Source organism: Microbacterium alcoholitolerans (genome assembly GCF_050408615.1).
Classification (GTDB): domain Bacteria; phylum Actinomycetota; class Actinomycetes; order Actinomycetales; family Microbacteriaceae; genus Microbacterium.
Genome location: NZ_JBNTKD010000001.1, coordinates 2,528,226 through 2,551,515, shown reverse-complemented (window position 1 = coordinate 2,551,515; position 23,290 = coordinate 2,528,226). Strand labels below are relative to the sequence as shown.

Annotated in this window: 21 protein-coding genes and 1 pseudogene; 6 read left to right on the top strand and 16 right to left on the bottom strand. The window is 66.8% G+C overall.

Annotated elements, in window-relative coordinates; genetic code table 11:
* Window positions 1-10: 10 nt before the first annotated feature.
* The 5 genes from ACQUSX_RS12190 to ACQUSX_RS12170 all read right to left on the bottom strand — a co-directional run bounded on the left by ACQUSX_RS12190 (window position 11) and on the right by ACQUSX_RS12170 (window position 7,521).
* Window positions 11-1,507, bottom strand: a complete 1,497-nt coding sequence (locus ACQUSX_RS12190; protein WP_428907182.1) for an HNH endonuclease signature motif containing protein — start codon at window positions 1,505-1,507, stop codon at window positions 11-13.
* 63 nt (window positions 1,508-1,570) lie between these two features.
* Window positions 1,571-2,680, bottom strand: a complete 1,110-nt coding sequence (locus ACQUSX_RS12185) for a TY-Chap2 family putative peptide chaperone (protein ID WP_428907181.1) — start codon at window positions 2,678-2,680, stop codon at window positions 1,571-1,573.
* Window position 2,681: 1 nt separating this feature from the next.
* Window positions 2,682-5,219, bottom strand: coding sequence for a GIY-YIG nuclease family protein (locus tag ACQUSX_RS12180; protein ID WP_428907180.1), 2,538 nt, complete (start codon window positions 5,217-5,219; stop codon window positions 2,682-2,684).
* Entirely contained in the window at window positions 5,216-6,898 is a 1,683-nt protein-coding gene (locus ACQUSX_RS12175; RefSeq protein ID WP_428907179.1) for an Eco57I restriction-modification methylase domain-containing protein, read from the bottom strand. Before ACQUSX_RS12175 ends, ACQUSX_RS12180 begins: the two co-directional genes overlap by 4 nt.
* Window positions 6,895-7,521 (bottom strand): N-6 DNA methylase, encoded by a 627-nt coding sequence (locus tag ACQUSX_RS12170; protein WP_428907178.1) that lies wholly within the window; start codon window positions 7,519-7,521, stop codon window positions 6,895-6,897. The genes ACQUSX_RS12175 and ACQUSX_RS12170 overlap by 4 nt, the downstream gene beginning before the upstream one ends.
* Before the next feature lie 94 nt (window positions 7,522-7,615).
* On the opposite strand from ACQUSX_RS12170, the gene ACQUSX_RS12165 reads away from it, so the two are divergent.
* Both ACQUSX_RS12165 and ACQUSX_RS12160 read left to right on the top strand, forming a co-directional pair.
* Window positions 7,616-7,888, top strand: a complete 273-nt coding sequence (locus tag ACQUSX_RS12165) for a helix-turn-helix domain-containing protein (protein ID WP_428907177.1) — start codon at window positions 7,616-7,618, stop codon at window positions 7,886-7,888.
* Window positions 7,889-7,991: 103 nt separating this feature from the next.
* Entirely contained in the window at window positions 7,992-9,434 is a 1,443-nt protein-coding gene (locus tag ACQUSX_RS12160; RefSeq protein ID WP_428907176.1) for a dicarboxylate/amino acid:cation symporter, read from the top strand.
* Between the two features lie 143 nt (window positions 9,435-9,577).
* Here the strand turns inward: ACQUSX_RS12160 and ACQUSX_RS12155 are convergent, their stop codons facing one another.
* Window positions 9,578-9,880, bottom strand: coding sequence for a MerR family transcriptional regulator (locus tag ACQUSX_RS12155; protein WP_428907175.1), 303 nt, complete (start codon window positions 9,878-9,880; stop codon window positions 9,578-9,580).
* 134 nt (window positions 9,881-10,014) lie between these two features.
* Here ACQUSX_RS12155 and ACQUSX_RS12150 point away from each other — a divergent pair, with 134 nt between their 5' ends.
* The gene (locus tag ACQUSX_RS12150; RefSeq protein ID WP_428907174.1) at window positions 10,015-10,437 is read left to right on the top strand and encodes an Hsp20/alpha crystallin family protein; all 423 of its coding nucleotides are present in this window, start codon (window positions 10,015-10,017) and stop codon (window positions 10,435-10,437) included.
* 88 nt (window positions 10,438-10,525) lie between these two features.
* The gene (locus ACQUSX_RS12145; protein WP_428907173.1) at window positions 10,526-10,729 is read left to right on the top strand and encodes a DUF2795 domain-containing protein; all 204 of its coding nucleotides are present in this window, start codon (window positions 10,526-10,528) and stop codon (window positions 10,727-10,729) included.
* 81 nt (window positions 10,730-10,810) lie between these two features.
* On the opposite strand, the gene ACQUSX_RS12140 is transcribed toward ACQUSX_RS12145, so the two are convergent.
* Both ACQUSX_RS12140 and ACQUSX_RS12135 read right to left on the bottom strand, forming a co-directional pair.
* Window positions 10,811-12,508: a cation:proton antiporter gene (locus ACQUSX_RS12140; RefSeq protein WP_428907172.1), complete on the bottom strand. Its 1,698-nt coding sequence runs from the start codon at window positions 12,506-12,508 to the stop codon at window positions 10,811-10,813.
* A 36-nt stretch (window positions 12,509-12,544) separates the two neighbouring features.
* Complete coding sequence (locus ACQUSX_RS12135) at window positions 12,545-13,171, bottom strand: phosphoribosyltransferase (protein ID WP_428907171.1); 627 nt, start codon at window positions 13,169-13,171, stop codon at window positions 12,545-12,547.
* 79 nt (window positions 13,172-13,250) lie between these two features.
* Between ACQUSX_RS12135 and ACQUSX_RS12130 the strand changes: the two genes are divergently transcribed.
* Window positions 13,251-14,309: an LLM class flavin-dependent oxidoreductase gene (locus ACQUSX_RS12130; protein WP_428907170.1), complete on the top strand. Its 1,059-nt coding sequence runs from the start codon at window positions 13,251-13,253 to the stop codon at window positions 14,307-14,309.
* Window positions 14,310-14,564: 255 nt separating this feature from the next.
* On the opposite strand, the gene pheA is transcribed toward ACQUSX_RS12130, so the two are convergent.
* Complete coding sequence (gene pheA / locus ACQUSX_RS12125; protein WP_428907169.1) at window positions 14,565-15,506, bottom strand: prephenate dehydratase; 942 nt, start codon at window positions 15,504-15,506, stop codon at window positions 14,565-14,567.
* 55 nt (window positions 15,507-15,561) lie between these two features.
* Here pheA and pgm point away from each other — a divergent pair, with 55 nt between their 5' ends.
* Window positions 15,562-17,205, top strand: a complete 1,644-nt coding sequence (pgm, locus tag ACQUSX_RS12120; RefSeq protein ID WP_428907168.1) for a phosphoglucomutase (alpha-D-glucose-1,6-bisphosphate-dependent) — start codon at window positions 15,562-15,564, stop codon at window positions 17,203-17,205.
* Window positions 17,206-17,667: 462 nt separating this feature from the next.
* Here the strand turns inward: pgm and ACQUSX_RS12115 are convergent.
* From ACQUSX_RS12115 to ACQUSX_RS12085, 7 genes and pseudogenes are all read right to left on the bottom strand, one after another.
* A pseudogene (locus ACQUSX_RS12115) lies at window positions 17,668-18,108 on the bottom strand (ABC transporter ATP-binding protein); the annotation flags it as partial.
* Between the two features lie 46 nt (window positions 18,109-18,154).
* Window positions 18,155-19,051 carry an ABC transporter substrate-binding protein gene (locus tag ACQUSX_RS12110; protein ID WP_428907167.1) on the bottom strand — a complete coding sequence of 299 codons (897 nt, stop codon included), beginning with the start codon at window positions 19,049-19,051 and terminating at the stop codon, window positions 18,155-18,157.
* A complete protein-coding gene (locus tag ACQUSX_RS12105; protein WP_428907166.1) occupies window positions 19,051-19,191 on the bottom strand; it encodes a hypothetical protein in 141 nt (46 codons plus the stop codon). The genes ACQUSX_RS12110 and ACQUSX_RS12105 overlap by 1 nt, the downstream gene beginning before the upstream one ends.
* A 69-nt stretch (window positions 19,192-19,260) precedes the next feature.
* A complete protein-coding gene (locus ACQUSX_RS12100) occupies window positions 19,261-20,112 on the bottom strand; it encodes an ABC transporter permease (protein WP_337332420.1) in 852 nt (283 codons plus the stop codon).
* Between the two features lie 138 nt (window positions 20,113-20,250).
* Window positions 20,251-21,366 (bottom strand): glycerate kinase, encoded by a 1,116-nt coding sequence (locus ACQUSX_RS12095; RefSeq protein ID WP_428907165.1) that lies wholly within the window; start codon window positions 21,364-21,366, stop codon window positions 20,251-20,253.
* Entirely contained in the window at window positions 21,366-22,382 is a 1,017-nt protein-coding gene (locus ACQUSX_RS12090) for a LacI family DNA-binding transcriptional regulator (protein WP_428907164.1), read from the bottom strand. The genes ACQUSX_RS12095 and ACQUSX_RS12090 overlap by 1 nt, the downstream gene beginning before the upstream one ends.
* A 142-nt stretch (window positions 22,383-22,524) precedes the next feature.
* The gene (locus ACQUSX_RS12085; protein ID WP_428907163.1) at window positions 22,525-23,289 is read right to left on the bottom strand and encodes a sugar phosphate isomerase/epimerase family protein; all 765 of its coding nucleotides are present in this window, start codon (window positions 23,287-23,289) and stop codon (window positions 22,525-22,527) included.
* Window position 23,290: the final 1 nt, after the last annotated feature.

The following is a 23,290-nucleotide window of genomic DNA, read 5'->3' as shown; positions in this document are numbered from 1 at the left end:
CGGGCACCTGTCACGCCGCGGGTCTGAATCTCTTCGGGGGCGGGTCGATGTCGCCGAAGGCGTAGGTGAGGACGGTCCGTGCTCGTAGGGCAGACCTCTCCCCCGATGGATACTGGAGCATGAGGTCGCCGTCGCCCTCGCGGATGATGCGCCACCCGCCGTGATGGAGAGTCATGTGGTGATAGCGGCAGAGCAGGATGCCTCGGTCGATGTCCGTTCTGCCCAGATCTCGGGCCCATTCGTCGATGTGATGTGCTTCGCAGTAGGAGGCGGGTCTGTCGCAGCCTCGCCAGCGGCATCCGCCATCACGGATGGCGAGGGCGATGCGCTGTCTCGGGGTGAACAGTCGGTGTTCCCGGCCGACGTCCAGCGGTTTCCCGCACGCGTCGATTGTGAGGGGCACGAATCCGCTCTCGCAGAGCCGCTGATCGACCGCCGCGGCGGGAACTGAGATCAGGTTGTCTTCGCTATGCGCCACCGGTGCGCGGTTCCCGTCAGCATCCACCGTCTGAACGAGGCGTACGCCTGCCTGCCGCGTGCCGAACACGCTCTCCGCGTCGGCGAGCGCGCCGGCACGCAGCACATCCATGAGGAGGTCATAGGCCAGTTGGTCGTTGGTGCGCGGGTCGTCGGCGAGGGAGCGGGCCTGCTCCTTCTCGTCGGAGTCGACGAATCGCGGCCCACCGCGGCGAGGGCGCAATGCCGACGCCAGCATGGTCTCCAGAAACAGGTCGCCGTCATCGTCGAGCACCATGCTCGCGCGCTTCTGCCCGTCCTGCCCGCGGTACGTGCGGAACGACCGCTTCTCGAACCGCTCGAGGAACCGGTCTTCGGCGCCGGTGGGGTCGAGCAGGTCGCGGATCGTGCGCGCCTGCTGCCAGAGCTCCTCGACCGTCCGCTCACTCGCTTCGCCGATGAGCTGCTCGGCCGCCTGCGCCCAGGCGTCACAGACCTCACGCTGCGCCTGTACCAGCTCGGCGGCAGCCAGTTCTCCGCCATCCACCTCGAACGGCTCTCCCAGCCCACGTCGGATCGCATCGAACTGCGCCGACGTCAAGCAGTTGTCTCGAAGCGCATCGCGAAGCGGCTGGTACCACGGAGCCGCCGACGGGCGCTCATCCTGCAATGCGTCAGCGGGCCCCTCCTGTTGCGAAGCCGCAGCGTCGTCATCGAGCAACGCTTCTCCCACCCGCACCTTGCGAGCAGCATCCGACTTCGTCGAACCCGTGACGTCCTGCACAAACGCTGCCGCCGACCGATGCCCGCGTGACGCCGACAGGCCGGAGTGCCCCTGCTCTCGCTTCGACCGCAGCGCGATCACCCCGGCCGCCGCCACCTGGATCTGCTCGACCTGCTGCACCAGCGCGGCAGTCTCTTCCAGAACGCGCACAACGTCAGCATCCGACATCAGCATCATCCATGCCCGCGCGCGATCCGCATCACCGCCGTCGATGAGCTGCCCACGCAAGGTGGGGATCAGCGCCGCGACGTCGGTGAAAGTTGCCATACTTCATAGTCACAGGGGCCACCGACATTGAGTTCTACGAGGAGTAGCGACTTCAGCGGCCAGTCAGAGCCAATCCCGCAACAATGATGCGGTCATCCACCGAAGTCGCCGCCCATGCTTCTGGTACTGATCGATCAGGTTCAAGGACTTCCCGTCGCGCAGATGCAATGTCCCATCGATTGAGACTGTCCCTATCGCTTCCTGCTCGCGCAGTAACGTCCAGAAGTGACTCTGCGGTTCGCCATGGATTCCGAGACGCGGAAGGTGCATGAGATGGTCGATCGCGGATGGAAAGTGACGGAGGTGATCAGGGTTCTCACCGTATCCGGCGGTGTCGAAGAACTCGCTCCGCACATCCCACGACAGTCGATGGTAGTGGCAGAACTCGAGCGCAGCTGCCAGAAAGCGGTATGTCAGGGTACGAGGCGTCGACGCCGGGGTCTTCTCGGGTTGGGGCAAGTCGACGTGCCATTCCAGTTGCTTCAGGACCTCCCAGCGATGAGCCGGGTCGACAAGATGCTTCCAATGAGCGACAACCACCTGCTCATTACCCGAATGCACTTGCAGTGACCCGACCCGGTTGAGCATTACCCGGGCAGGCGGAAGTGACACACCTGGCGAGAACTGCTCTGGTGAGGCGACGGCCAGCATGTCGTACATGCCACCACCCGGATGCATCTCGTACACGAGCAGTTCCGGGTGTCGACGAGCGAACTCCGCTGCCAACCACCACGAGTGCACGTTGATCGCGCGCGCTTCGTAGTCGATGGACGTGGTCTGGCCTGTCACATCGGCCGGCATCGTCGCGACGTCGCTCCGCACGGGCTGCGCTCCGGACGAGTTCAGCTGTTCAACGAAGGCTGCGTGAGCGGACTCGAAAACGGTCTGCAACGTCGACAGTTCGCGTTCTGGATAGTCGAGCGCGAGGGAATCCCCGACTGAATTCGGCGTCCAGACGCGCCAGTTCGGCGAGCTGTGCGCCTTCCACTCCGCCCATTGCAGCAACGACTCCATGGGCCGTTCGAACAGCGCCTTGCGTCCGCGTTTCTCGAATTGTGTGTTCTGATCCGGGTAGAAGCTCTCATACGCCTCCTCGCTGATACGCCACGCTCCGACGGGCTCGAGTCGACCAGCCGTCACCGTGCGCACTGAGTGAATCAGCAGGAGCGCCATATCAGTTCTCGACGGCCACGACAGTGTCGAACAAGCCGTACCGCCTCAGTCCTTCATGCGATTCGAGCCCGGTGTACGACAACGACGCGTCCTCGTAGCGCCGGAATGCGAATACCGCCTGGTTCATGTGGCTGGCGTTGAAGACGCCAAGGGAGACGAGGAGCTCGAAATCGGCCACAGTGAGTCCGGTGACTGCTCGGAACAAGTCCGGCTCGATCTTGGTGATCACGTCCTTAAGGGTGTGCTCGCGGTAGTCAGTCAGGTACATGAACGCGGGTATGCGGGTGGCAAACTTGATGAGCTTCTCTTGGATCTGCTTCCGCTTGGACTTGTATTCCTTCTCCTCAGCGGTCAACTCCTTCTTCTCGCTCGGAGTGATGTCGTCCCCCTTCTCCTTCTTGGTCTTCGACACCGCCTCGCTCTTATTGACCACCGTCTCGAACACGCTTGAGCCGAGTGCACGGAAGCCCTCGATGTTCATGACCGCGTTCATGGCGGCATCCGAGCCCATGATCTTCTTCAGCGTTTGGTTGTCCACGTTCACGAGAACGGCGGACTCCCATTTGCGCGCAAGCAACGTCGCGGAGGTGCCAGCCATGGCCATGTCGAGGATGCCCGCCGCATCCACCTGCGTCATATTGGATCCGTCGTAGGCGAGGACAGGCAGGAAGCTGACCAGCTCCTCGACTGCCTTCTCAGGATTCGGCGTCTCAGGCGAAAGCCCGCGGCCGTACTCGCTGATCTGCCTGAGTGCACGTGTCGGCGCAAAGTCGAAGACGAAGCTGACGGGCTTGAAAATCGCTTCTTCGTGCGGGTCATCTCCGTTGGGGTTGCGGATCACCCACGGCGACTGGACGCGAAACGCAGCTTGGAAGTATGTCTCGGGGGCGTTTAGATTGCGCAGCATCAGAATCGCCGACCACTGCGGGACGGTGACACCGGTGGTCAGCTTACCGACCGTGAGCGTGATGGTCTTCGTGTCGAACCCTGCGCCGATCGCCGCGCGCACGGGCGGAAGCGCGGCAAGGCCAACCCCCACACCCGGCTTCGAGACATTCACGACGCGATAGTCGCGCCAGTACGCATTCTGCGGCTCGGCGAGCAGATTCTCCATCGCGGCACAGGCCGCGGTGCTCGGCAGCATCCAAAGCGAATGCTGCATGTAAGGAAGCAGTCGCACGTCAGAGTATGGAAACGGCGGACGCGTGCCGGTCTTCAGCGCATCGACCTGAGTAGGCGCGTAGTTGCCCCGGATGATGTCGAGCCACTTCTGCACGTCGTTCTTGTGAGTGAACTGCGCATCGGCTCCGACGCCCTTCGCCTCGAAGAACGCGTTGAGGTCGAACTCGTCGAATTCACCCTGGTTGGCTATCGCGATGAGCTCATCGGGCATCTGGTAGGTCAGCAGGCGCATCTCCGGCAGCGCCGCGTACGGGTTCGGCTCATTCGGATGCTGCTGGGCGAAATCGGCTTTCGCCCGCTGCTCGTCTGTGTAGGTCCAGTTGTAGATCTGCTCCTCGATGAAACGTCCCTCGTTGAGAACTTTGAAGGGCGTGCCCGAGAGATAGAGATAGGAACGGGCCTTGATCGGGACGATCGCGTCCTCATCGAGGCCATTGACTTCGCGCTCTTCGGTGAAGGTCTCGAGGTCGGCGCCGAACTCCTGCGCAGTGGCCTTCTTCTTCGCGGTTTCGTCCTCGCCCTCGAACAGTTCCTTGGCTGTGTCTCGCCAGGCACCGAAGTGGTACTCGTCGAAGACGACAAGATCCCAGGCGACGTCGGTGAGCCATTTGTGCTTCGCTTTGAAGTTCCCGGCCTTGTCTTTGCCCATGAGGTCTTGGAATGAGCCGAAGAAGACGAGTGGAAGGTCGGGGTCGACGGATGCCGGGTCCCTCCCTGCTGCTCTGGACAGGTACTGCCAGCCGTCGAAGTCGACATGCGTCTTGAGGTCGCTTTCCCATGCGTCTTCGACCGCGGGCTTGAAGGTGACGACCAGCACCCGCTTGGCTCCGAGTTTCTGCGCGAGTTTGTAGGTCGTGAACGTCTTACCGAAGCGCATCTTCGCGTTCCAGAGGAACTCTGGGACCGCGTCAGCGTCTTCAGACCAACGATCTTGGAAGTACGCGTAGGTCTTGTCGATTGCCGCCTGCTGCTCTTGACGCGGTGGAAAGTCGAGGTGGTGCGTACCTTCGAGCGCCTGGTTGACGCGAAGCTCGGCGATCGCGGTGCGGACGTCCGCCACTGTGCAGCGCATCCACTCGAGAATCGGGTTGTCGAACCCCTTCTTCTTGAGCCGCTCGCGGACATCGAAGTCTCGGAACACCGATCCATCCGGGCGATCGGCCGGCTCGTCGATGACGATCTCGTAGTTTTCGATCGCAGCAGTCTTGAGTTGCTGGGAAACGCGCAGCTTGACGTCCTGCGTAGTCTGGCCGATCTTGAGGAGTCCGGCGTGCGCATCATCGGCGATCGAGTACGCGTAGATACGCAGGCGCGTCGCAGGTTTCTCGGGGAGGAGTTCGACCTCAGCCCGGCTCACTCGTACGCTCCCTTCCAAGCCACAGGTTTGACGAATCGGTCCATGAACGAACGGTCACGTTCAGTGAGCCCGTACTCCGTTGCCAGGTCGTCGTCCGTCCATGCACGGCTGAAGTCCTGCAACGGGGCGAAGGCATATACGCTTCTCGTGACATGCTGCGACATCCGCAGCAAAGTCAGCATGAAGCGGAAGAACTGCGTCCCCATATATCCGGCGGCATGTCGTGCCTCAGACTCATTTTCGAATGGACCGATCGCCAGGTACGTCTCTGTGGCGATCTCACCCGGTCCAGCGACGATAGGCCGAGACAGGACCAGGTGCGGGTACTCATCACTTCCAGGGCTCGCGTACGGGACGAACAACTTGACTTCGTCCACGAGATCGTGTCCTGCTGTGACCGCTTGACGAGTGGTGTATGAGACCCCACCATTGCGATATACCTTGAGGTCACCAGCCAGCCAGTCCTCACGGCCCAGGAAGTTCGTTGGGAGTCCAAACGGCTTTCGTGAACTCACCAACGCTGAGAATCGTCGATCATCAGGTAAGGTCGGCGATCGCGTCTCGCCGCTTTCCACCCCAATCACCTTCCGGAGTATCTCGAGACCCTCGTTATAGCGGATGAACGTGTTCATTCCCGGCTCAAGCAATGACCGCGATGCTTCGGACGTCACGACCCCGCCCTCATGCGTTCGCACCAGCACTTCTCCGTCGTAGCTCGCATCCCACAAGAAGGTGCAAATGCCCCCTCGGTTATTCACGCCAGGAAAGACATCTCCGGTGTTCGGATAGTCGTCCAGCACACGCATGCGTGCGTCTTGAAGCATCGTCGCTCGGAATTCGTTGAGTCCTTTCCCACCGGCATACCACCTGGCCGGGACGACCATGGAAAGCATGCGTGGCCCAAGCGTTTTCGCCTGCTCCACGAATAGCTGGTAGATCGGCGCAGCACTTGAACCGAATCCTCCGTCGTCCAGCTGGTACGGCGGATTCCCGATGATGACGTCGAACTGCATGTTGGCTCCGAACAGCTCGTCGACCCGAGCCTTGATGTCGTCTGTGTGTATAAATGCGTACGCGTGGGACTCCAGTCCGGAGTCGCGCAGGTATTCAGATTCGGCCGCCCCGCAGAATCGGCATCTCCTCCCGACCATCGTCGGGTTTCCCTCGGCGTCGAGCAGCTCATGATTTGGTCTGCCACCGACCCAGGTGTGCTCGGTGCGTTCGAACCAGATGTTGCCCCAGTCACGGTCGAAGCCCTTCGCGATCGAGTGCTTTCCCGTGGCATCCTTCGAGCAGTACACGCTGCGCCTCGCCAGCAGAGCGGTGAGCTGGGTGATCCCGATCCCGAAGACTTGCTTCGTGAGAATGTGATCGACGCGGCTCTTCAGCTCTGGGATGGCACTCTCGAGGCCGACCGTAAGCCGCGAGACGATCTCACGAAGGAAGACGCCTGACTTTGTAAACGGATCGAGGAACGTCACGTTTGGATCTGCCCAGATCGATGCACCACCGTTCGACTCGGCCCAGGCCTGCTCAACTGTGTCGAGCATCTGATTGGCCAGCTCGGGTGGGGTGAAAACCTCGTCGTTGGAGAGGTTCGCGATACACGTGAGCACGTCCGGGTTATGGCCGCGCAGCGCGAATGCGGCTTTACCCTCGGCGGCGACCGAGATACTCACGACGCCAGTTCCTTCACCGTCATCGCTGGGTACGTCTTTACCGGCGTAAAGATCTCGTGCTCATCGAAGGCGTCAAAGAGTGTGCCCTGCACAGACGCACGCTGCGTCAGGCTGTCGTAGCGGAAATCCCGACGCTGATACTTGCCGCGCCCGAGGTAGCTCCACTCCGGGAACGTGATGTGCTCGCCGGCGACCGTCGTCATCGCGAGCGCATCCCCCTGCACGATGTTCGCGGCGAGCACGGCCTCAGCCGCTCTCGACCACTCATCCTCCGGAGAGAGCTTCAGATACCGGGCGAAAGTACCCAGCAGGTTCTCGCGACACTCCCTCGCGTTGTCCTCCAGCAATTCGATGCCGTAGATGCACATCAGTCCGAACAGCGCGTAGTGGCGTTTCTCGAAGTCGCTCTTGCCCTGTTTCACCTGCACCGCTGCGAGCTTGCGCTCCAGCGCCGGCACCAGGAAGTTGCCGGAGCCGCACGCTGGCTCGAGGAACCTCGAGTCGATGCGCTCCGTCTCCTGCTTGACCAGGTCGAGCATGTCGTCAACCAGCCAGCGCGGTGTGAACACCTCGCCGTGGTCAGCGACCCGCTGCTTCGACTTGACGAGCTTCTCGCCAGCCATGCGCACCTCCAGGGCTCCCTCAACCCCGGATCGGTACAAGTACCCGGGTGCGTTAACCCTGGCACAAGTAACGGACATTCATGACGCTTAGGAGGTGCCTCGCGTCCCCTCCCCTGCTGCCGTTCACATCGGCGAGCTGATCGCGGACGTTCGCAGGCAGCGCGGACTCACGCAGGACGACCTCGCGCACCTCACCCGCATCGACTCGTCGAACATCCGCAGCTACGAGAAGGGGCGCGCTCTGATGGGCATCCCGACGCTGGTGCGCATCGCAGACGCGCTCAGGATCGAACCGGGCGAGCTACTCGAAGGCGTCACTGCGGAGATGTTCCCGGCGACAGCATCCGATCGGCGACGCGCGAGCTGACCGCACAAGGACCCAGGTTCGTCATCCTTCGTCATCTCCGCCCTGGGAATAGGAATGCGCACCTAACGTTGTCTCCCGTGGCGCGCATGGTGCGCGCGAAGACATGGAGACCCCAGTGAGCACCACCTCTCGCGCACAGAAAGCGCCCGACACCCGCGGACCGGTCCGAAAGCTTCTGACCTCGTTCGGGTTCCAGATCATCGCAGCCCTCGTGCTCGGCATCACGGCAGGCCTCATCGCTGTGGCCACCGGCGCCAGTGCCGAGAACGAGACGCCGCTGTTCGCGACGCTCGACACCATCGGCAGCACGTACGTCACGCTGCTGAAGGCGGCCGTCGTGCCGCTGATCTTCACCGCGATCGTGGCGAGCATCTCGAACCTGCGCCGCGTGCAGAACGCAGCGCGCCTCGCTGGTCAGACGCTGCTCTGGTTCGCGATCACGGCGTTCATCGCCGTGTCGATCGCGATCGTGCTGGGCCTGGTCATCCAGCCGGGCGCCAAGGCCGGCGACGGCCTCGAGACCGGCGCGCCGTACACGGTCGGCACCTGGTGGAACTTCCTGCTCGGCCTGATCCCGCAGAACTTCCTGGGCCTCACCGTAAGCAGCGGCCTCGACGCAGAGACCGGCGCCATCTCCTCGAGCGTCGGCTTCAACATCCTGCAGGTCATCGTCGTCGCAGCCGCCGTCGGCATCGCAGCACTCAAGGCGGGCAAGAAGGCCGAGCCGTTCCTCGCTTTCACCGAGTCGCTGCTGAAGGTCATCCAGCGCGTGCTGTGGTGGATCATCCGCATCGCCCCGATCGGCACCTTCGGCCTCATCGGCGCCGCGGTCGTCAAGTACGGCTGGGACAAGCTGACCTCGCTCGCCTGGTTCGCCGGCGCCATCTACATCGGTCTCGCCCTGGTGCTCTTCGTGGTCTACCCGGTCCTGATCCGCACCAACGGACTGTCGATCAAGCAGTACTTCTCGGGCGTGTGGCCCGCGGTGCAGCTGGCCTTCGTCAGCCGCTCGTCGATCGGCACCCTGCCGCTGACCGAGCGCGTCACCGAGCGCAACCTCGGCGTGCCGCGCGCGTATGCCTCGTTCGCCGTGCCACTGGGCGCCACCACCAAGATGGACGGCTGCGCCGCCATCTACCCGGCCATCGCCGCGATCTTCGTCGCTCAGTTCTTCGGCATCGAGCTGAACTTCGTGCAGTACCTGCTGATCGTCATCGTCTCGGTCGTCGGCTCGGCCGCGACCGCAGGCACCACCGGCGCGGTCGTGATGCTGACCCTCACCCTGTCGACGCTGGGCCTGCCCCTCGAGGGCGTCGGCCTGCTGCTGGCCATCGACCCCATCCTCGACATGGGCCGCACCGCCGTGAACGTCGCCGGCCAGGCACTGGTCCCGACGATCGTCGCCAAGCGCGAGGGCATCCTCGACGAGGAGCTCTACAACGCTCCGCGCAACGGCCTTCCGTTCGCCGAGGACCTCGACGATGACGAGACGGGATCGGATGCCGGTGAGCCGGACACCAAGAAGGAGCCCGTGACGGCGAGCTGAGCCCGTCCCCTCCCATCCCAGCCCCTGCTGGCCGACGCCGCCCCTACTGATTCACGCGAATCGGCAGGGGCGGCGTCGTTGAACCGGGGCGGCGATGCGCCGCGCTCAGCTTCGCCGCGCGTCACCGCTCTTCACCGCGAGCGTCACCGCTCGTCACCGAGCGTGCGGCGCAGCTGACTGTTCTCGTCCTTCAGCTCACTGTTCTCGTCCTCAAGATCCAGCACTTTGCCGATGCCCATCAGATTCACCCCGGCATCACGCAGCGCGGCGACCCGGCGCAGGCGCTGGATGTCATCCTCGCTGTACCGGCGAGTGCCTCCCTCGCTGCGAAAAGGGGCGAGCAGCCCCCGCCGCTCGTACAGCCGCAGGGTCGGCTCGGGAACATCCGCCAGCTCGGCGGCGATCGCGATGCCGTACAGCGGAGTGGAGTTGTCTCGCTCTGCCATCTGATCTCCGTCCAGGGGTTGAGATCTGAATCGTTCGGAGCTATAAATATACATCACCGGATGCAGATAACCTGCATCCCTCGAAGAACGTCGAGACTTCCAAGTCTCGACGCGGACAGCGAAAGGAGAACACCATGACAATGACCCTCGACCCGATCAGCCAGCTGGATCGCCTCGTCGCGAGCGTGCTGGACTCCGCGCCGGCACCGCGCGTGATGCCGGTCGATCTGTACCGAGACGGTGACCGCTACGTTCTGCACGCCGACATCCCCGGGGCCGACCCCGGTTCGATCGATGTCGACATCGACGGAACACAGCTGTCGATCCGCGCTCAGCGCACCGGCGGCCCGGGCGACGGGCTCCGCTGGATCGCCCGCGAACGCGGCGCAGGCAGCTACTTCCGACAGTTCACGCTCGGCGACGGCGTCGATCGTGAAGGCATCAGCGCGTCGTACGACAGTGGCGTGCTCTCGGTGATCATCCCGGTCAGCGAACGGGCCAAGCCGCGCAAGATCGCCGTCGAGTCGACCGACCGGCGGGAGGCCATCGGCGCCTGACCCTCGCGGGGAGCGCCCGGTCCAGGCGCTCCCCGCGCTCAAGATCCACAGGATCCACGACCGCACGATAATCACGGGAGAAGAAGACATGTCACTCTCACCTTCAATCGAGCGCTTTCTGACGCAGATGGAGTACCCCGCCGCCAAGGACGACCTGCTGCGTGAAGCCGCGCGAGACGGACTGAGTCCGGACGACGTCGAGAGCCTCTGCATGCTGCGCGACGGCAGCTACAGCGCCCGCCGCGAAGTGCTCGCGGCGCTGCGCGACGCCGACGAGCTCGTCGCCGCCTGAGCCTGCCGCCCGAACCGGCCAGTGCAGGGCTGGCCCGGAGTCGGATGCCAAGGGCCTCCGCATGCAGGCGAGGCGAGCCTCTCAGCCGTGCGCGATCCTCGTGTCGAGCGCCAGCTCCTCGGCATCCATCGCGGTCACCAGCTCGCGCATCACCTCTTCGCTGAGATTTCCGGCATCCCGCTCCTCGAGCAGCAGCTGCCGACGCACCGCCAGCCAGCCACGCGAGAGCGCCACGAGCTCGTCGTACGTCGGACGCGCCCGCTCGCCCAGCTGCGCGCTCTCGGCATCCGACTCCACTCTCACCAGCCGCTGCGCGAACGCATCGAACGCGGGCAGGCGGTCCTCGCCGTGCTCCTGCGCCCACTCGCGCCGCATCGAGCGCAGGTACGCCTTGCCCGCCTCGCGACTGCGTGCCCGCACCGCCGCGAGTTGGCGGGCATCCTCCTTCGCCTCGCTGTCGTCGACCACCCCGAGCGCACGGATCAGCCATGGCAGCGTCAACCCCTGCAGCAGCAGGGTGCCGACGGTGACGATGAAGGCGACCACGACGATCGCGTGCTCGGCCTGCTCGTCCAGACCGGCCAGATCGGCTGCGGCGAGCGCAGTGGCGAGCGTGACCACGCCGCGCATCCCCGCCCACGAGACGACGGCATTGTCGCGCCACGACAGCTTCGTCTCGGCGAGCTGAGCGCGCACTCGCTCGGGTGAGATCGGATGCCGGTCGCGGCGCCTCTGCTCCGCAGCCGACCGCGCGGGTTTGGTCGCGATCTCCTCCCACTTGCGCAGCCGATGCTTCGTCCAGAACTGCCCCCACGCGTGCGCGGGGTAGACGAACAGCGGACGAACGACCAGCACCGTCAGCAGCACGACCAGCGCGAGGCCGATCACCGGCCCGACATCGCCGTCCTGCAGGTCTCCGATCACCCGCGGCAGCTGCAGCCCGATGTAGGCGAACACGAACGACTCCAGCAGGAAGTCGGCCGACAGCCATAGCGGCGCCTCCTGCTGACGGGTCGTGTAGCTGGTGCGCGGAGCGTTGAAGCCGACGAACAAACCCATGGCGACGACGGCGAGCACGCCCGAGCCCAGCAGCTGCTCGGCAATGCCGTAGGCCCCGAACGGCGCCAGCAGCCCGAACGTGCCGTTGACGACCGGATCGCTCACCCGCATGCGCAGCTGATGCAGCACGATGCCGAACATCACGCCGACGGCCACGCCCACGACGACGGCGAGCAGGAACTGCCGGATCGTCTCACCCAGGTTGAAAGCCACCGACCCCGCCACGATCGCGGCGAAGACGCGGTACAGCGTGAGCGAGGTGGCGTCGTTGATCAGGCTCTCACCCGACAGCACCGTCATCACCCGGCGGGGCAGGCCGAGTTTCCGGCCGATGGATGCCGCGGACACGGCATCCGGAGGCGCGACGATCGCGCCCAGCAGCAGCGCGCCGGGCAGGGTGAGCGCGGGCATCAGCCACCACGCGATCAGCCCGACGATCACCGTGTTCACGACGACGAGTCCGATGCCGAGCCGGCGGATCTGCGGCATGCTGCGACGGAAGCTGACCAGCGACACATCCAGAGCCGCCGAGTACAGCAGCGGGGGCAGCACGATGTTCAGCAGCACATGGCCGTCGATCGAGATCGCAGGGACGAACGGCAGGAAGGATGCCCCGAGCGCGACGACAGTGACCAGCAGCGGCGCGGGCCACCCTCTCCAGCGTGCGACTGCCGCGACCGCGACGGCTCCGACGACGACGAAGAAGACACTGGCATCCATCACGAAAGCGTAACGCCCGCGTTCTGCTCACCGCGGTCACGACATCAGGTCGATCACCTCGGCATCGCTGGTCTGGCCGAAGTCGACGTAGTGCACCCCGACGGCCATGAAGTCTGGCGGGACCGACAGGCAGACGATCTCATCCGCGTCCGACGCGAGCGCATCGACGACATCCGCCGGTGCGACGGGCGTCGCCACGACGATCTGCGCCGCCTGCCTGGCACGCGCGATCGCGCACGCGGCGCGCATCGACGCGCCCGTCGCGATGCCGTCATCCACGATCAGCGCGGTGCGCCCCGCGAGAGACTCCGGTGCCCGTCCGCCGCGGAAGCGCACCGCTCGCTGTTCCACCTCCGCGCGCTCGCGACGCTCGCCCGCGGCCAGCTCGTCGCGCGAGACGCCCGCGGTGGCGATGACGTCATCGTTGCGCACGACGGCGCCCTCCTCGCCGACGGCGGCCATCGCGAGCTCGGGATGCCAGGGAACCCCGACCTTCCGCACGATGAGCACGTCCAGCGGAGCGTCAAGCGCCCGGGCGACCTCCGCCGCGACGGGCACGCCACCGCGCGGGAGGCCCAGCACGACGGCATCCGACCACTCCCGCTCGGCCAGCCGCTCACCCAGCTGCCGACCGGCATCCACTCTGTCTTCGAAACTGCGCATGTATTCGGCCTACGCCGCTGACAGCGGGAGGTCAACCCCGTGGCGAGGAATGCCGGACGACTTCGCGAGGTTGCACCGGATGATGACTGCTCCCGCCTTCTCCGTCCTCGATCTCGTTCCCGTGCGCACCACCTCGAACGGCACGCGCCAGACCAGTGCCCAGGCGGTGACCGCGTCGATGGCTCTCGCGCAGCGGGCGGACGAACTGGGCTTCCGCCGCTACTGGTTCGCCGAGCACCACAACATGCCGTCGGTGGCATCGACCTCGCCCCCGGTGCTGATCGCGGCCGCCGCAGCGCGCACGCAGCGCATCAGGGTCGGCTCGGGCGGGGTCATGCTGCCCAACCACGCGCCGCTGATCGTCGCCGAGCAGTTCGCCGCGCTCGAGGCTCTTGCGCCCGGTCGCATCGACCTCGGCATCGGGCGGGCACCGGGCAGCGACCCTGTGATCACGCAGCTGCTGCGCCAGTCCGGTACCGCCGGCGACGTCGAGCGCTTCCCCTCGCACGTGCAGGACATCGCGCTGATGCTGCAGCCGGACGGCGCGACGCTGCAGTTCACCAGCGGCGGCGAGTACCGGGTGACCTCGACCCCCGCCGCCGTCGGCACGCCGCAGATCTGGCTGCTCGGCTCGAGCGATTACTCGGCGCAGCTCGCGGCCGCACACGGCCTCCCGTATGTGTTCGCGAACCACTTCTCGGGCGTGGGGCTCGAGCGCGCTCTCGACCTGTACCGCACCGGATTCCAGCCGAGCGAGTCGCTTTCGGCTCCGCTGACGTTCCTCACGGCGAACGTGGTGGCGGCTCCGACGGCATCCGAGGCGGCCGAGCGCGCGCTGCCACAGCTGCGAATGATGGTGCGGCTGCGTCAGGGCAAGCCGCTGACCGCGCTCGAGACCGTCGAAGAGGCGACCGCGGGGCTCGCCGCAGCGCCCGCCGATGAGGTCGCGCTCGTCGACGCGATGCGCGAGCGCTGGTTCGTCGGGGATGCCGAGTCCGTGGCATCCGACCTCACGTCCTTCGCCGCGCGCCACGACGTCGACGAGATCATGCTCTCGCCGGTCGCCGGCGCATACGACGCCGAGCCCCTCGACGAGACCCGCGGCCGCATCCAGACCCTGGAGCTGCTCGCCCGCTGAGCCTGCGGCGCACTGCCCGTTATTGCGCGCTCCGTTGTCCTCGCGCCGCGGTCCTCGCGCCGCGCGCGGGATGCCATCGTCTGATCCGACGGCTTCGGCAGCGCACTTTCGCATCACCTTCGCATCCCAGCCCGCTGTGCGAGTCAGTCTGGGACGGAAAAGTCTGGTCTCGATGCGCTGGAACCAAACTTTGGCATCCCGGCAGGAGCGCACACCCGGCAGGAGCGCAGAACCGACCGGGCACACGTCGCCGGCCTACGCCTCGGGCTCGCCGTGGATGAGGCCGCGCAGCCAGTCGCGGGCCTCGATGAAGACGCCGTCGGCGTAGCGCTCGGGGTAGTGCACGATCTTGCGGTCGGCGCGCGGATACGAGCCGAGGAAGACGACGCGGGGGCTGAACCGTCGGATGCCGAGCAGCGCGTCGGCCATCCGCTCGTCGTAGGCATGCCCGTCGGCATCCACCACGAATCGGTACCGGCCGAGCGCATCGCCGATCGGGCGGGACTGCAGCAGCGAGAGGTTGATGCCGCGCGTCGAGAACTGCTCGAGCATCTCGAGCAGCGCGCCGGGACGATCGACGGGAAGTTCGATGATCAGCGAGGTCTTGTCGGCGCCGGTGGGGTCGGCGGGCACAGCGGCCCTCGACACCAGCACGAACCGCGTCACTGCGTTGTCGTTGTTGCCGATCTGCTCGGCGAGGACCTCGACGTCGTGATGCGCGACGATGCCTGGAGCGGCGATCGCGGCCTGCGCGGGCAGGGTTCCGTCGAGGATCCCGATGGCGGATGCCACATTGCTGGCGGCCGGAACGTGGGCGTGCTTCGGGAGATTCTCACCGAGCCAGGTGTGGCACTGCGCGTATGCCACCGGGTGCGCCGCGATGACCTGCACGTCGTTGAGCGTCGTGCCGGGCTTCGCGACCAGCACGAAGTTCACCTTGACCAGGTACTCGCCGACGATCCGCAGGCCCGGCAGCGTGGCCAGCGCATCGAGGGTGGTGGAGACGCCGCCCTCGACCGAGTTCTCGATGGCGATCATGGCCGCGTGGCTGCGCCCCTCGAGCACGTCGTCGAGCGCCTCGCCCACGTTGTGCACGGGCTTCCACTCGTGGCCTCGGGCCTCGGGAACCTGGTCGAGCGCCGCCTCGGTGAACGTTCCGGCTGGGCCCAGATAGCTGTACGTGCGGCGTTCGATCACTCCGCAAGCCTAGTGACATCTCGCGTCCCGCTCGCCGAAGTTGCAAGATGGGAGCATGACGAGCCGTGCCGGCCTCCCCGCGGAGGAACAAGACCTGATCGACGTCGACGAGCTGATCGCAGCGTATTACGACCGGCATCCTGACCCCGCTGTCGCCGCGCAGCGCGTCGTCTTCGGCACGAGCGGCCACCGCGGATCCGCATTGACCTCGAGCTTCAACGAGGACCACATCCTCGCCACGACCCAGGCCATCGTCGACTACCGCGAGGGCCAGGGCATCACCGGCCCGCTGTTCCTCGGCCGCGACACGCACGCCCTGTCGCTGCCGGCCGAGCGCACGGCGATCGAGGTGCTCATCGGCAACGGCGTCGACGTGCGGATCGACTCCCGCGAGTCGTGGGTGCCCACCCCCGCCCTCAGCCACGCCATCCTCACGCACAACCGCACGCTCGCAGCCGACGACCCCGCACGCGCCGACGGCATCGTGGTCACCCCGTCGCACAATCCTCCCCGCGACGGCGGGTTCAAATACAACCCGCCGCACGGCGGCCCGGCCGACACGGATGCCACGGGCTGGATCGCCCAGCGCGCGAACGATCTGATCGCCGCAGGTCTCGAGGGCGTCAAGCGCGTCCGGCACGCCGACATCGACGACTCCACGATCGGCACCTACGACTTCCGCGACGCGTATGTGCGAGATCTCCCCTCGATCATCGACATCGACGCGATCAAGCGGGCAGGCGTGCGGATCGGCGCTGACCCGCTGGGCGGGGCGTCAGTGGACTACTGGGCGCTGATCAGCGAGATGCACGGCCTCGAGCTCACCGTCGTCAACCCCGAGGTCGACCCCACCTGGCGGTTCATGACCCTCGACTGGGACGAGAAGATCCGGATGGATCCGTCCTCGCCGAGCGCGATGGCGTCGCTGGTCGCGAAGAAGGGCGACTTCGACGTGCTCACCGGCAATGACGCCGACGCCGATCGGCACGGCATCGTCACTCCGGATGCCGGACTGATGAACCCCAACCATTACCTCGCCGTCGCCATCGACTACCTGTTCTCGCACCGCCCCGACTGGCCGCGCGACGCGGCGATCGGCAAGACACTGGTGTCGTCGATGATCATCGACCGCGTCGCCGAGTCTCTCGGACGCCGCCTGCTCGAGGTGCCGGTCGGCTTCAAGTGGTTCGTCCCGGGGCTGCTCGACGGCTCGGTCGCGTTCGGCGGGGAGGAGTCGGCGGGCGCATCCTTCCTGCGCAGGGACGGCAGCGTGTGGTCGACCGACAAGGACGGCATCCTGCTGTGCCTCCTGGCCGCCGAGATCATCGCCGTCACCGGAAAGTCGCCATCCGAGCGCTACCGCGAGCTCGAGGAGGCCTTCGGCTCCTCGGCATACCAGCGGGTGGATGCCCCGGCGACGCCCGAGCAGAAGGCGACACTCGGCAAGCTTGCGCCGGATGCCGTCAGCGCGACGGAACTGGCCGGCGAGCCGATCACGGCGAAGCTCTCGAACGCACCGGGGAACGGCGCGGCCATCGGCGGGCTGAAGGTGCAGACCGAGCACGCCTGGTTCGCCGCGCGTCCCTCCGGCACCGAGGACGTCTACAAGCTGTACGCCGAGAGTCTGCGCGGCCCGGAGCACCTCGCTCAGGTTCAGGAGGAGGCTCGGGCGGTCGTGGCTGCGGCGCTGAGGGGCTGATCCCGCCCGCTCTATCTGCAGGAGATCGCGCGAATCGCAGGGGCTGGTACGCGGCAGCACCCTGCGTTCTGCGCGATCCCCTTCGGGTCGTGCGCGAACGCGACGGGACCCGACTCGATTCAGTCGCCCCCGGGGGGATCCGAGCAGTTCGCGCACCCGGCTGGAGATCCTGTGGAACTCCGGTGTCTCGAGCACCTCGGCGTAGCCGCGTTCGGCGGGAAGGTCGACGCGGTGCTCTTCGAGGATCCGGCCGGGCCGCGGGCTCATCACCACGACCCGGCTTGCCAGGTACACCGCCTCTGCGACGGAGTGGGTGACCAGCAGCACGGTGGTGCCGGTGCGCGCCCAGATGCGGTTGAGCTCGACGTTCATCTTCTCGCGAGTCAGAGCGTCGAGAGCGCCGAAGGGCTCGTCCATCAGCAGCACGCGCGGCTCGTGAAGAAGAGCACGACACAGCGACACCCGCTGCTGCATCCCACCGGAGAGCTCGTGCGGAAGCGCCTTCTCGAAACCGCCGAGTCCGGTCATCTCGATCAGCTCGTCAGCGCGGGCCTGCGCCTTCTTCATGTCCATCCCGCGCATCTCGGCCTGGAGCAGGCTGTTCCCGCGCACGCTGCGCCACTCGAGCAGCGCCGCGCGCTGGAACACGAAGCCGATGTCCTGCCGCGGGGCGGTGACGTCCTCGCCGTTCAGGCGGATCCGTCCTGCGCTCGGCAGTGTCAGACCGGCGACAGCCTTGAGCAGCGTCGACTTGCCGCAGCCCGACGGCCCCGCGATGGTGATGAACTCGCCCTGCTGGACATCGAGGTCGACTCCCTCCAGCGCGTTCACCCGGCCTCGCTTCGAAGCGAAGGTGATGGCGACGTCGGCGATCTCGAGCGCCGTCGGCTGCGCATGCGTCATGTGCGTCGTCTCCTGTTCGTGCTGCACGGCCACGGTGGCAGCGATGTCACTCACCCGGCGCGAACGAGGCGTCGAAGTACGTGTCGACCTCGCCCTCGCCGGAGATCAGCCCGGCCTCGGCCAGGACGTCGAGGGTGGCCTGCCAGTCCTCAGTCGCGTTGGCACCCGGGGCGCTGCCCTCGGTCGCCGGCGTGCTGAGCAGCTTGATGGTCTCCTGCCACTGGTTCAGCAGCACCTCTGCCTCAGGCATCTGCGGATCCTTGCCGTCCATGGCCTCAACGGCCGCCTCGGGGTCGTCGGCGGCTGCGCTGAACGCCTCCGACGTCGCGGCGACGAGCGCCTTGACGAGGTCGGGATCGTTCTTGATGGTGTCGTTGTGGGCGATGAGGCCGTTGCTGAAGAAGTTCAGGCCGGCATCCGCATAGCGCAGGTAGCGCATCTCCTTGCCGCTCTTCGCAGCGATCGTCGGGCCCTGGTCGTGCGCGAAGCCGATGAGGCCGTCCACCTGACCGGACAGCACGGCCGCGATCTTGCCGGCGGGGTCGAGGTTCTGCTGCTTCACGTCCGACTCCTGCAGGCCGACGGCCTCGAGGTACATCGGGAACGTCGTGGTCGGGGCGTCTCCGGCCGAGACGGCGATGGTCTTGCCTTTGAGGTCCTCGGGCTCTTCGATTCCGGAATCGGCGAACACCTGCACCGCCGACGGCGTGGTATGCAGGAAGACGCCGACGCTCTTGATCGCAACGCCCTTGTCGATGTTCGCGAGGACTGCCGGTGTGTCGGCCCAGCCGAAGTCGACCTGCTGCTGACCCACGGCCTGCGCGGTCTTGGTCGAGCCCTGACCCGCCTGGATCTCGAGGTTGATGCCGTGCTCTTCGAAGATGCCCTGCTCGACGCCGTAGTAGAACGGGGCGTGCTCGCCGTACGGGTACCAGTTGAGCATCAGAGTGACGTCGGTGAGTCCGCCACCGCCGGCTCCCGGGCTCTCACCGCTGTCAGGGGATGCTCCGGAAAGCCCACGAGCGCGAGTGCGGATGCGGCGACGACGGCGACGGCGCCGAGGACGGATGCTGACTTCTTCATCAGGTCTCCTTGCAGTGAATGGTGTGTGTGTCTTGGTGTGGCTTGTGGATGCTGGAGGATCGGCGCCGGTCAGAGCCGGACCGTGGCGGCGCCGACGTCACGCTTGGACGCGTGCCAGGGGATCAGGAACTTCTCGGCGACCTGGATCACGGCGAACAGCAGCACCCCGAGCAGCGACATGATGATGAGCGCTGCGAAGAGCATGGCCGTGTCGAGATTGCCGTTCGCCTGCAGGATCACGTATCCCAGGCCCTCGTTCGCGCCGACGAATTCACCGACCACCGCACCGGTGACCGCAAGGGTCGCGGCGACCTTCAGGCCGGAGAGGAGCTCGGGAAGCGCGGCGGGCAGGCGGACCTTGAGGAAGGTTCGCAGCCGGCTGGCGCCCATCGTCGATGTGAGCTGGAGGATCTCGGGGTCTACCGACCGCAAGCCGGCGAGGCCGGAGATGACGACGGGGAAGAACGCCATCAGGACGGCCACGAGGATCTTCGGCGCAGCCCCGAAACCGAGCCAGACGATGAAAAGCGGCGCGATTGCGATCTTCGGGATGACCTGAGCGAACAGGATGATCGGATAGAGGGTCTTCTCCAGGCCCTGTGAGTAGACCATGATGACGGCGACGAACACGCCGACGACCACGGCGATCGCGAATCCGATGAGAGTCTCGTAGGTCGTCACCCACGTGTTCTGCGCGAGGTAGGCGGCGTTGTCGGTGAACGCGGCCCACGTGTCGCCGGGCGACGGGATGATGTAGGGCTGCACCCACTTCATCGCGGTGACGAGCCACCAGACGACGACCAGCACGAGGACGAAGACGACGGGGTGCCAGTAGCGCGTCCACAAGCGGATGAGGGGGCTCGGCTCGCGGTTGCGCTGCGCGACCGCCAGCGCCATGGTGGCGTTCTGCGTTGACGACATGGGTTTCCTTGACGACGATGTCCGGGTGGCTGGCTGTTCGGGAAAGCGTATTCCGAAGTACTGAATTCGAGTGTATGTCGATGCTTCAGACGTGTCAAACCTCGAGGCTCGACCGCCTCCTCGACGGAGGGCGGTGCCTCAGCGGCCCCGGCCCGCGAACCCCCGTGCCAGATCCGCGCCGGCCGCATGCAGCCAGCGCTCCGGATCGGACAGCGCGGATGCCGAGGACCCCGCCAGCTCGGTGAGCGACACCACTGAGGTGAATATGCCGGTGTCGGCATGCTCGTCGATGCGGCCCGCGGCGAGGAGGGCCGGCACACCGGCATCCGAGGCCGACGACGCGACGTGCGAGGGCACCTTGCCGTCGCCGGACTGGCCGTCGTAGGCGCCTTCGCCGGTCACGACCGCGTCGGCGCCTGCGAGAGCTGCAGCCAGGCCGATGAGGTGCGCGACCTCCGCCGCACCGGGAAGCAGTCGCGCACCCCACGCGACGAGCGCGCCGCCGACACCGCCGGCCGCCCCCGCACCGGGAGTCAGGGCGTCGAGATCGAGCAGCGTCGCCAGCCGCGCGAGAGCAGAATCCGTGCGCTGCTGATCACCGCGGTCGGTCAGGCCCTTCTGCGGTCCGAACACGGCAGCTGCGCCACGCGGCCCGGTGAGCGGATTGGTGACGTCTGTGAGCACTCGCACATCAGATGTCCTGCGCATGCCACTGAGGTCTGCGTGCGCGATATCGGGCAGACCGCGTGTCCCTGGCGCGACCTCGTCGCCCAATTCGTCGAGGAACCGGGCGCCGAGCGCCCGCAGCATCCCCGTGCCGCCGTCTGTCGACGCGCTTGAGCCGATGCCGAGCACCAACCGTGAGACTCCGTGGTCGAGCGCCGCGGCGATCGCCTGACCGAAGCCGCGCGAGTCGGCATCCCACGGCCGCAGCTCGTCGAGCATCTCGATTCCTGACGTTGACGCCAGGTCGATCACGGCCGTGCCGCGCGGCGCGTCATCGGATGCCGGCAGCAGCAGCCACGACGTCTCCACGGGCCTGCCGGCCGGGCCCTCGACGCTCACCGGCATCCGCTCTGCCGAGGGCACGGCGACCGCGAAGGCGGCGACGGTGCCCTCTCCCCCGTCGGCCATCGGGCGCAGCACGATCTCTGCTCCGGGGTCCACGTCGCGCCAGCCCGCGGCGAGCGCGGCAGCGGCGTCCGCGGCGGTGATCGAGCCTTTGAAGCTGTCCGGGGCGAACACGATCCGCATCACAGCGCCCCCACCCCCGGTGTGCTGTCGCGCACAAGGACCTCGAGCTCCATCGGCGACTGCGCCCACTCGTCATCCACCGTGGCGCGGAACGCCTGATAGCCCAGGTCGCTCAGCGGCACGCGCACCGTCGTCAGCTGCGGCGTGACATCCCGGCTCACGGGCACATCGTCGAACCCGGTCACAGCGATGTCGGCGCCGACGGTGCGCCCGGACTCGCGGATCGCCGTCATGGCGCCGATCGCCACCACGTCACTCAGCGTGAACACCAGCGTTCCGGCATCCACGCCGTCTTCAAGTGCCCTGCGCATCGAAGACGCGCCGGACTCGCGTTCGAACGTCCCCCGGTACACACGCGAGATCTCGCCGCCGCCCGCTTCGAAGCCCTCTGCGAACCCGCCGAGGCGGTCGTCGGAGGTGCGCACGCCCTCGGCCGCCGCGATCGCAATGGCGCGGCGATATCCGAGTCGCGTCATCTCGCGCCCGAGCCTCTCCGCGCCCGTGCGGTTGTCGATGCGGATGCTGCGATCGCCACCCGGCCCGAACGTGACCGTCCGCCCGCCGAGGTCGCGGAACGCGGCGAGTTCGGCGACGGTGCGGCCCTCGCCGTCGTCTGTCCGGGAGGCGGCGAGGATCACGCCCCGCGGACGCTGCCCGCGCAGCGCGCGCAGGATCTTCGCCTCGCGATCGGGGTCGCGTTCGGTGATGGCGATCGTGACGATGAGGTTCTCCCCGTCGGCGCCCCGGGCGACGCCCGACGCGATCAGGCCGAAGTAGGGGTCGGCGATGTCGGCGACCAGCAGCGCGATCGCCGCAGATGTGCCGCGAGCTGTCGCCTGCGCCGAGGCGTTGGCGGTGTAGCCGAGATCTTCCGCCGCCTTCTCGACGCGAACGCGGTACGAGTCGGCGACCTTGCGCTCCGAGCCGTTCAGCACTCGCGAGGCCGTCGCCAGCGAGACCCCGGCCTCGCGAGCGACATCGTGCAGGGTCGGCGAGCGTCGCACGTCAGCGGTCATGAGGTGAGCCTATCGACGGGCGCGTTCAGGTCGCACTCGTTGCCGCTATCGGAGCCCGAGCGGTGTCCAGGTCGCACTCGTTGCCGCTTCGACGCGCGAATAGCGGCAACGGTTGCGACCTGGACGGCAGCACCGGCCCCACTCATCGTGCCTCGGCGATCCACCGGCGCAGTGTCGCCGCCTCGGATGCCAGCAGCGCGGGGTCATCGCCGAGGACGAACTCCAGCAGGGCGTCCCGCGGGGGCGTCTCGTGCCCGTGCGCGGAGGCGAACAGCGACTGCCACAGGTCGGCGCGCTCGCGCAGGCGCAGCCGCTCGGCCGCGGGCCACCACGAGAACACGTGCACGGCGCTGGTGTGCGCCGCCACCGCGTCGTACTCGGCGAGCGCGACCGCATCGGGGGCGCCGACCGACGGCTGCCAGTACGTCGAAAGCGCGGGGCTGTCGACGTCGGCGAGCAGGCGCAGCACGGCATCGGGGGTGTCCGCGACGGTGCCGCGGTGGAACTCGAGCGCAAGGGCGATGCCTCGATCGGATGCCTCGGCCGTGGCATCCCGCAGCCGGGCGACGATCCGCGCGTATTCCTCTGGCGACGCATCGCCGGAGTCGACGCGCCCCGCCCAGATGCGCACCCGATCCGCGCCCAGCGCGACCGCGCTGTCGAGGATCGGCGTCAGCTGCTCGTCCGCGCCGGAGCGGAAGTACGAGCCGTACGAGCAGACCGCGAGCCCGGCATCCGACGTCACGCGGGCAACCTCTGCAGCACGCTCGGGGTCTCCGGGCGGCACGTGCACGTCGCCGCCCCACTCGATCGCCTCGAGTCCGGCGTCCGCCGCCAGCGGGGCGATCTGCTCGGGGGTGAGCTGCCGGTACGTGACCGAGCACAGTCCGGGTCGCAGAACGGTCATG